A 7,237-nucleotide genomic window follows, 5' to 3' on the forward strand; every position below is an offset into this window, starting at 1 on the left:
TTTGTGAACAAGTTGTGGATAACTCTTGGATCCTTCTCTCTGAAGTGCATTTTCATTTCGTATCTTTGACCACGCAGAGCATTTATTTTCCTTCTGCTAAATTACAACCAGCTTGCCCAGCTTCAACGAACTGATCCTTAATGCCACACACCGCAGAATCTGCTTGGAGTGCCTGCCTCAAAGTGATTCAAGATAATGTGACACCGCAGTGTTTCCTGACATGGTTCAGTAAGCTGAAACCCGTAGCTTTGGTGGGGGAAGAGGGAGCCACAAAGCTGACCATCCAAGTGCCCAGCCCATTCCACTATGAGTATCTGGAGGGACAGTATAATTTGCTCATCCGTTCGACGGTGTCCCGGGTGCTTGGCGAACGAAGCCAGTTCTGCTATGAAGTGGTGGTCGTTCAGGATTCTGAACCCGACGGTGTGTCCAAAACCTATGAGGTCCCTGCATCCAGTGATCGCCCCACGGAAATCGTTGACCCCTCCCCTCAGCAGGTTCGCGGCCCCAAGGTGAAGAGTAACCTGACTGAGAGTTATACCTTCGAGAAATTCATCGTTGGTGATTGCAATAATTTGGCTTACAGCGCCTCCAAAGCAATTGCGAAGTCTCCCGGAGGAACTGCCTACAATCCTTTCCTGATCTATGGCGGTGTCGGGCTGGGGAAAACTCACCTCATGCAAGCTATTGGCAATCACGTTCGGCAGTGCCAACCAGGTAAGAGAGTCCGCTATATCTCAAGCGAGCGATTTACAAATGATTTTGTGCGGGCCATTCAGGAAAATCAGGTCCAAGAATTCTCTCGCAGTTACCGAAAGATTGATGTCCTCATCATTGACGATGTTCAATTTTTTGGAGGGAAAGAAAAAACACAGGAAGAGTTCTTCTGCATCTTTAACGAATTGCAGCAGGGGGGAAATCAGATCATCCTCAGTGCTGACCGCCCACCAAAGGAAATCAGTGGAATTGAGGAGCGATTACTCTCCCGTTTTTGCTGGGGACTCCAGGCAGACCTCCAACCACCAGACCTTGAGACGCGAACGGCCATTCTGCTGCGCAAGGCAACTGAAATCGGGCTCGAACTTCCAACGGAAGTGATCAACTATATCGCCCGGAATATCACGAAGAATATCCGTGAACTCGAAGGAGCACTCGTCCGACTCCTGGCGCAGTCAGCTTACACAAAACAGGAGATCAATGAGTCTCTGGCAAAACATGCTCTGAAGGATTTCATTCGGCGTCCTCATACGACGCTATCCATCGATCGAGTGCAAAAGCTGGTATGTGAATACTTTGGAGTTGATCAACACCGTCTCCACGAAAAAACGAAGAAGCGTGAGATCGTGCAAGTCCGTCAGTTGGCAATGTACCTCTGCCGGGAGCTGGATTATACTCATAAAGCAATTGGGCTCCAATTTGGCGGCAGAGACCACTCAACGGTCGTTCACGCGATCAAAAGCGTGAACAATCTCATTGAAACAGATAACAACTATCGAAACCGGGTGGCTGATGTACGACGTAAAGTTCACCTGTTGTCTGATTGATCCATTTTCTCATGAAATTTTCAACCACTAGCACAGCTCTTTACAAAGCATTGGACACCGTTAGCGGAGCCTTGCCGAGCAAATCCGACAAGGAGATCCTGGATTGCATTCTTCTGCAGCGACAAGGGCACCATCTGGAAATACGAGCCACGGATTTAGAAGTGGCCATCCGGCACCGGTTTCCCGTAGAGTTTTCCAGTGAACCAAACGAAGATCTTGACATTGTTGCGGTTCCCGCGAAACAGCTCCTTGAATCATGCCGGACTCTCCCCGAAATCCCCATTACCTTTGAGGTTGGGGAAAGCTACAAGATCATTCTCTCGCATGACCGCGGTCAATACGACTGGATGGGTTTCAGTGGCTACTCGTTCCCTGAATTCCCTGTGATTTCGGAGGCACAGTCCGTTGAGTTTGACCGGGGACAACTAAAATCCGGATTTAATCTGGTAAGTTTTGCGGTGAGCAAGGATATGTCCCGTCCTGGAATGATGGGGGTTCTCTTCGAAATCCTTGAGGGATCCGCCCGTATTGTTGGAACGGATGGACATCGGCTTGCACGCTGCATCTTTAAGGACTACGAAGGGGAACTGGATGTGAGTGCCTTGGCCCCTTTCAAAGCGCTTCAGCAGGTGGCACGTGTTGATGGACCAGACGAGTGTACGATTGAGGTCAGCGAGAATTTTCTCGCTTTCACTTTTGGCCAAACGCATGTGGTCAGTGCTCTGATCAATGCCTCCTTTCCAAACTACGAACGCGCAATTCCAACCGAAAACGACAAGATTGTTCTCTTGAATCGGGATGATCTACTCAATAGTGTGCGCCGCGTAAACTTCTTTGCCTCGGAAAACTCACATCAAATCCTGCTTGATTGCAAAGAGGACTCCGTTGAAGTCAGCGCTTGGGACGTCGAACGCTCCAGTAAAGGCTCGGAGACCATTTCCTGCGAATATCGTGGAGAAGCCACACAGGTTGGATTCAATGCAGAGTATCTCCTGGATCTGTTGAGGAGTCTCCCCGCGGGAGACGTGTCTCTGGCAATGGGGATGCCCAACCGTGCTGCTCTTATGAGACCGATCCCGCAAAGCGATCTCCAGGACCTCACGCTCCTGATCATGCCGGTTATGCTCAACACCGGGGAGAATTTTTGAGATCTTGCGTGAACTTTGTATCTAGGCTGCGCGTACCAGTCTGCTACGCTCGAAATACGCCATCGCCTATCATACAAAGCAATGGAAACTCAAAGCTATAAAACTCAAAGCGCTAAAGCCAAGGATGTTCAGCGTAAATGGTTTGTCATTGACGCGGAACAGGCCGTGGTCGGCCGCTTAGCTTCGCGCGTGGCAACTATTTTGCGCGGCAAACACAAGCCCTCCTTCACGCCCCATGTAGATACCGGGGACTATGTGATTATTGTGAATGCCGACAAGGTTCGCTTCACGGGAAATAAAGAAGATGCCAAACTCTACTATAGCTACAGTGGCTATCCCGGCGGACTGAAGTCACGGTCTGCGCGTGTTATGCGTGAGAGAAAGCCAGAGCATCTGGTCCGCCATGCCGTGAAGGGAATGCTGCCAAAGGGCCCCCTTGGCCGACAAATGCTGACCAAGCTTAAGGTTTATGCCAGTGCGGAACATCCGCACGATGCACAACAGCCTGAAGAGCTACCGATTCATCCTTGAAAATAACAACCGATCTTGCCCTGCTAATGGCAACTCCTACCGAATTTATCGCCATCGGACGTCGTAAAACTTCGACAGCCCGGGTTTATTTGCGCCCAGGTTCCGGTAACATACTGGTCAATCGCCGCCCGATTGACGAGTACTTCAAAATGGAAACCCGGCGCAGAGTTCTGCTCTCCCCCTTTGAGGTCACCGGCACAACCGGAATGTACGACCTAGTCGTGAACGTAAAAGGAGGTGGGCTCACCGGGCAATCGGAAGCGATCCGGCTCGGCACATCGCGAGCCCTTGTGCAAGCGGATGAAGAACGGCGGAAACTCCTGCGGGATGCTGGCTTCCTGACGCGTGATCCCCGGATGGTGGAACGAAAAAAATATGGTCGCCCCAAAGCGCGCAAACGGTTCCAGTTCTCCAAACGATAAACCTGTTACTCACATTTAATTTTTCATCTCGCACAGGACTTGATGCATAGCCGGGTGCCTTCCTGGTTGGCCAATGCAAGTGACCGTTCTGGCGGCTTAACCCAATCCAACCTATTATGAGCAACTCTCTTCCTACAACGGATTCGTCCCAGTACCGGGTTTCTATAGAAGATCTATTAAAGGCCGGTACGCATTTTGGTCACCTGACCAGTCGCTGGAATCCCAAAATGCGCAGCTACATTTTCATGCAGCGCAACGGGATTCATATTATTGACCTTCTGCAGACTCAAAAACTGCTTGACCAAGCAGCCGATGCCGCTACTCGCTTTGCCCGGCAGGGAAAATCAGTCCTGTTCGTCGGAACGAAAAAACAGGCGCGACAAACGGTCAGGGAAGCTGCAGAGTCCTGTGACTCTCCATTTGTTGTAGAGCGATGGCTTGGAGGGACGCTAACGAATTTCCAGACGATTCGAAACAGTATTCGTCGTATGGAAGGGTTGGCAAAGATGGGCAAGGACGGGACACTGGATCAACTCAAAAAGAAGGAACGCCTAATGAAGTCCCGTGAGTTGGACAAGCTCCAACGAAATCTTGGAGGCATTGCCGCAATGCCCCGAACACCGGGATGTCTCTTTGTGGTAGATATCCGCAGAGAGCGGATCGCTGTCAATGAGGCGCGCAAGCTTGGTATTCCAATCATTGCCATGGTCGACTCCAATTGTGACCCCGATCTGGTGAATTACGTAATTCCCTGCAATGACGATGCCTTCAAATCCATCCAAATCATTACGCAGACGATCGCCCAGGCTGTAAACGAAGGACGAAAGGCAGCACAGATTGAATCGGCCAATAAAAAAGCAGAGAAAGAAAAACTCAGCGAACAAAAAAAGGGTTGATCCCCAAAGCCATGCTCACGGGTTGATGGTCCCGGTACAGACTTCTCTGAGATGAACCTCTCGCAAGTCTCTGTCCGCCGACCGCCCGAGCTTGGACTTTCCAAGTTTCGTAAACACCGTTATCCTGATGACTAAAGTATCTATTTCAGCAAGAGATGTGAAGCAACTCCGCGACAAGACCGGTGCGGGAATGATGGACTGCAAGCGCGCCCTCTCCGACGCGAATGGTGACCTGGAAGCAGCGATTGACCTTCTGCGGAAGAAAGGCCAACGTGTTGCTGCAAAACGTGCTGACCGCGAAGCTCTCCAGGGGCTCGTAGTGACACGCATTGACGATTCCCGGCGTACTGGAATCATTGTTGAGGTGAACTGCGAAACGGATTTCGTCGCCCGGAACGAAGAATTTGTATCGTTTGCACATTCCGTGGCCGATTTGATCTTGTCTGCACGCCCTTCAGATCTGGATGCCCTTTTCTCTTTGTCTCTGAACAATGGCCGTACCGTCGGAGAAATCCAGACGGATCTCACCGGCAAGATCGGTGAAAAACTGGGAGTTCGTCGATTTTCTGTTTTGTCCTCTGAAGAAGGGCAGGTGATTGACTACATCCACCCGGGATCCCGTCTAGGAGTTCTGGTCTCGCTTAATGGAAATGGAGACCTGACCGAGACGGGCAAAGATGTTGCCATGCAGGTCGCTGCCCTGAACCCATTGGCCGCGCATCGCGAGGACGTACCACAGGAAACACAGGACAAGGAATTCGAAATCGGCAGAGAAGCTGCCCGACTTGAAGGAAAGCCTGAGCAAATCCTGGATCGGATTGCCAAAGGAAAACTGGAGCGCTTCTTCAAAGACAACGTTCTGGTGGAGCAACCCTTTGTCAAAGATGCTTCGCTACGGGTTCGGGATGTGCTCGGTAAAGCTGGAGCAGAAGTAAACGAGTTTGTTCGTTGTGCGCTCGGTGAATGACCCGACCCACCCAGTACCAATCATGCAAGACTCGCAGCCGAAACAACCTATTTACAAACGGGTCCTGGTAAAACTCAGTGGCGAAGCTCTTCTAGGAGATCAAGCTTTCGGGATTGATTCCACTGTGCTCTCTGCCTGGGCAAAAGACCTGGAGGCTGTGGTCCAAAGTGGCATCGAACTGGCCATCGTAATCGGCGGCGGAAATATTTCCAGGGGTGTTATGACCACAGCTCACGGAATGACCCGGGCTCATGGTGACTACATGGGGATGCTGGCAACGATGATCAACGCCATGGCTCTGCAGGATGCTCTGGAGCATTTGCATCTTGAAACCCGGTTACTGTCGAGCATCAAGATGGAAGAGATTGCGGAGCCTTTTATTCGGCGACGGGCCATCCGCCACCTTGAAAAAGGTCGCGTGGTAATTTTTGGTGGCGGAACCGGTAGCCCATACTTTACCACAGATACCGCTGCTGCATTGCGGGCCCTGGAAATTGATGCGGACGTGTTTGTCAAGGCGACACGTGTAGATGGAATCTACTCTGCTGATCCTGAAGTGCATGAAAAAGCCGAACACTTCGCGCAGATTGCCGGGCATGAAGTGATTCGCCAGGGGCTGAGGGTCATGGATAAAACTGCATTCACCTTGTGTGAGGAGTCCAAGATGCCGATTGTTGTGTGCAATGTGAACGAACCGGGTAATCTGCAAAGGATCGTCTTTGGTGAGAAAGTGGGCTCTTACGTACATTGGGACTAGGAATTCTCTTTGTAACCATGCTGGACGAACTTCTGGAGTTACTTCTTTTGGAAAACACGGAGCAGATGGAGCGCTCCTTGGACCATCTGAACAAGGAGTTGCGTGCCATTCGAGCAGGGCGGGCCACACCTGCCATGCTCCAAAATGTTCGTGTTGAGTTCTACGGCAGCGTTTCCCCACTCAATCAACTCTCGACGATCAGCACCCCCCAGCCAGATCTCTTAGTCGTGACTCCTTGGGATAAATCCTCGATTGATGCCATTGAAAAAGCCGTGCAGTCCGCAAACCTCGGACTGAACCCGTCCAATGATGGTACTCTGATCCGAATCCCTGTCCCACCGCTGACAGAGGAACGTCGAATTGCGCTTTGTAAACGGGTCCGACAAATCGGGGAGCAGGCGAAAGTTTCGATCCGCAATATTCGTCGCAGTACAAAGGAGGAATTAAAATCCACTCAAGAAACAGAGAATCTCTCGGAAGATATGCGGTACTTCGCCGAAGAAAAATTGCAGAAAGAAACGGACCGCTTCGTGACGGCGATTGACAACCTCCTTCGCGAGAAAGAAAAAGACATCATGGAAGTCTAGGAGAGGTGCCGGAGCGGCCTAACGGGCTCGCCTGGAAAGCGAGTGTACCCTAACCGGGTACCGAGGGTTCGAATCCCTCCCTCTCCGCCACTCAGGTTGTATGAGACCCCGCCTTAAAGATAATAATGTTCTTTCCCCATATTATTTCGCATGGATCGATAAGATATCATTGGGTATATCCAGACACAATGGAAATCACAATAGTTTGTTAACTTGGTGTGCTAAATCGGCTATTGCCGAATAACCTCGTATCGACCAAGAGTAGAGAAGAAATTCATTATGCAATTCGAACATACCCTAGCTGGTATAGTCCAAAAACTAAAAGAAGGCCGATTCCCTGGTATAGTAGGACGGCCGTCAGATAAGGCTACGGGGCGCTATGTAT

The 7,237-nt window shown here is 50.7% G+C and carries 8 protein-coding genes and 1 tRNA gene; all 9 read left to right on the forward strand.

Going from position 1 to position 7,237, the window contains the following annotated elements; genetic code table 11:
* The first annotated feature begins 140 nt into the window (after positions 1–140).
* The 9 genes from dnaA to F4Y64_02900 all read left to right on the forward strand — a co-directional run bounded on the left by dnaA (position 141) and on the right by F4Y64_02900 (position 6,942).
* Positions 141–1,544, forward strand: a complete 1,404-nt coding sequence (gene dnaA, locus F4Y64_02860; GenBank protein ID MXX96540.1) for a chromosomal replication initiator protein DnaA — start codon at positions 141–143, stop codon at positions 1,542–1,544.
* A gap of 11 nt (positions 1,545–1,555) precedes the next feature.
* Positions 1,556–2,692 (forward strand): DNA polymerase III subunit beta, encoded by a 1,137-nt coding sequence (dnaN, locus tag F4Y64_02865; GenBank protein MXX96541.1) that lies wholly within the window; start codon positions 1,556–1,558, stop codon positions 2,690–2,692.
* Positions 2,693–2,773: 81 nt separating this feature from the next.
* Complete coding sequence (gene rplM / locus F4Y64_02870; GenBank protein ID MXX96542.1) at positions 2,774–3,223, forward strand: 50S ribosomal protein L13; 450 nt, start codon at positions 2,774–2,776, stop codon at positions 3,221–3,223.
* Between the two features lie 26 nt (positions 3,224–3,249).
* On the forward strand, positions 3,250–3,645 hold the full coding sequence (gene rpsI, locus F4Y64_02875; GenBank protein ID MXX96543.1) for a 30S ribosomal protein S9: 396 nt from the start codon (positions 3,250–3,252) through the stop codon (positions 3,643–3,645).
* A gap of 116 nt (positions 3,646–3,761) precedes the next feature.
* Positions 3,762–4,541: a 30S ribosomal protein S2 gene (rpsB, locus tag F4Y64_02880; GenBank protein MXX96544.1), complete on the forward strand. Its 780-nt coding sequence runs from the start codon at positions 3,762–3,764 to the stop codon at positions 4,539–4,541.
* Positions 4,542–4,668: 127 nt separating this feature from the next.
* Positions 4,669–5,508, forward strand: a complete 840-nt coding sequence (locus F4Y64_02885; GenBank protein MXX96545.1) for an elongation factor Ts — start codon at positions 4,669–4,671, stop codon at positions 5,506–5,508.
* Positions 5,509–5,530: 22 nt separating this feature from the next.
* Positions 5,531–6,265 carry a UMP kinase gene (locus tag F4Y64_02890; GenBank protein MXX96546.1) on the forward strand — a complete coding sequence of 245 codons (735 nt, stop codon included), beginning with the start codon at positions 5,531–5,533 and terminating at the stop codon, positions 6,263–6,265.
* Between the two features lie 17 nt (positions 6,266–6,282).
* Positions 6,283–6,852: a ribosome recycling factor gene (locus F4Y64_02895; GenBank protein MXX96547.1), complete on the forward strand. Its 570-nt coding sequence runs from the start codon at positions 6,283–6,285 to the stop codon at positions 6,850–6,852.
* Positions 6,852–6,942 (forward strand) — tRNA-Ser (locus F4Y64_02900). Before F4Y64_02895 ends, F4Y64_02900 begins: the two co-directional genes overlap by 1 nt.
* The last annotated feature ends 295 nt before the right edge of the window (positions 6,943–7,237 follow it).

The sequence above is a fragment of the Rhodothermaceae bacterium genome (genome assembly GCA_009838195.1).
GTDB lineage: Bacteria > Bacteroidota > Rhodothermia > Rhodothermales > Bin80 > Bin80.

Coding starts and splice junctions, on each gene's coding strand:
- F4Y64_02885 (MXX96545.1), top strand. CDS start 4,669: ATGACTAAAGTATCTATTTCAGCAAGAGATGTGAAGCAACTCCGCGAC.
- F4Y64_02895 (MXX96547.1), top strand. CDS start 6,283: ATGCTGGACGAACTTCTGGAGTTACTTCTTTTGGAAAACACGGAGCAG.
- rpsB (MXX96544.1), top strand. CDS start 3,762: ATGAGCAACTCTCTTCCTACAACGGATTCGTCCCAGTACCGGGTTTCT.
- F4Y64_02890 (MXX96546.1), top strand. CDS start 5,531: ATGCAAGACTCGCAGCCGAAACAACCTATTTACAAACGGGTCCTGGTA.
- rplM (MXX96542.1), top strand. CDS start 2,774: ATGGAAACTCAAAGCTATAAAACTCAAAGCGCTAAAGCCAAGGATGTT.
- dnaA (MXX96540.1), top strand. CDS start 141: ATGCCACACACCGCAGAATCTGCTTGGAGTGCCTGCCTCAAAGTGATT.
- rpsI (MXX96543.1), top strand. CDS start 3,250: ATGGCAACTCCTACCGAATTTATCGCCATCGGACGTCGTAAAACTTCG.
- dnaN (MXX96541.1), top strand. CDS start 1,556: ATGAAATTTTCAACCACTAGCACAGCTCTTTACAAAGCATTGGACACC.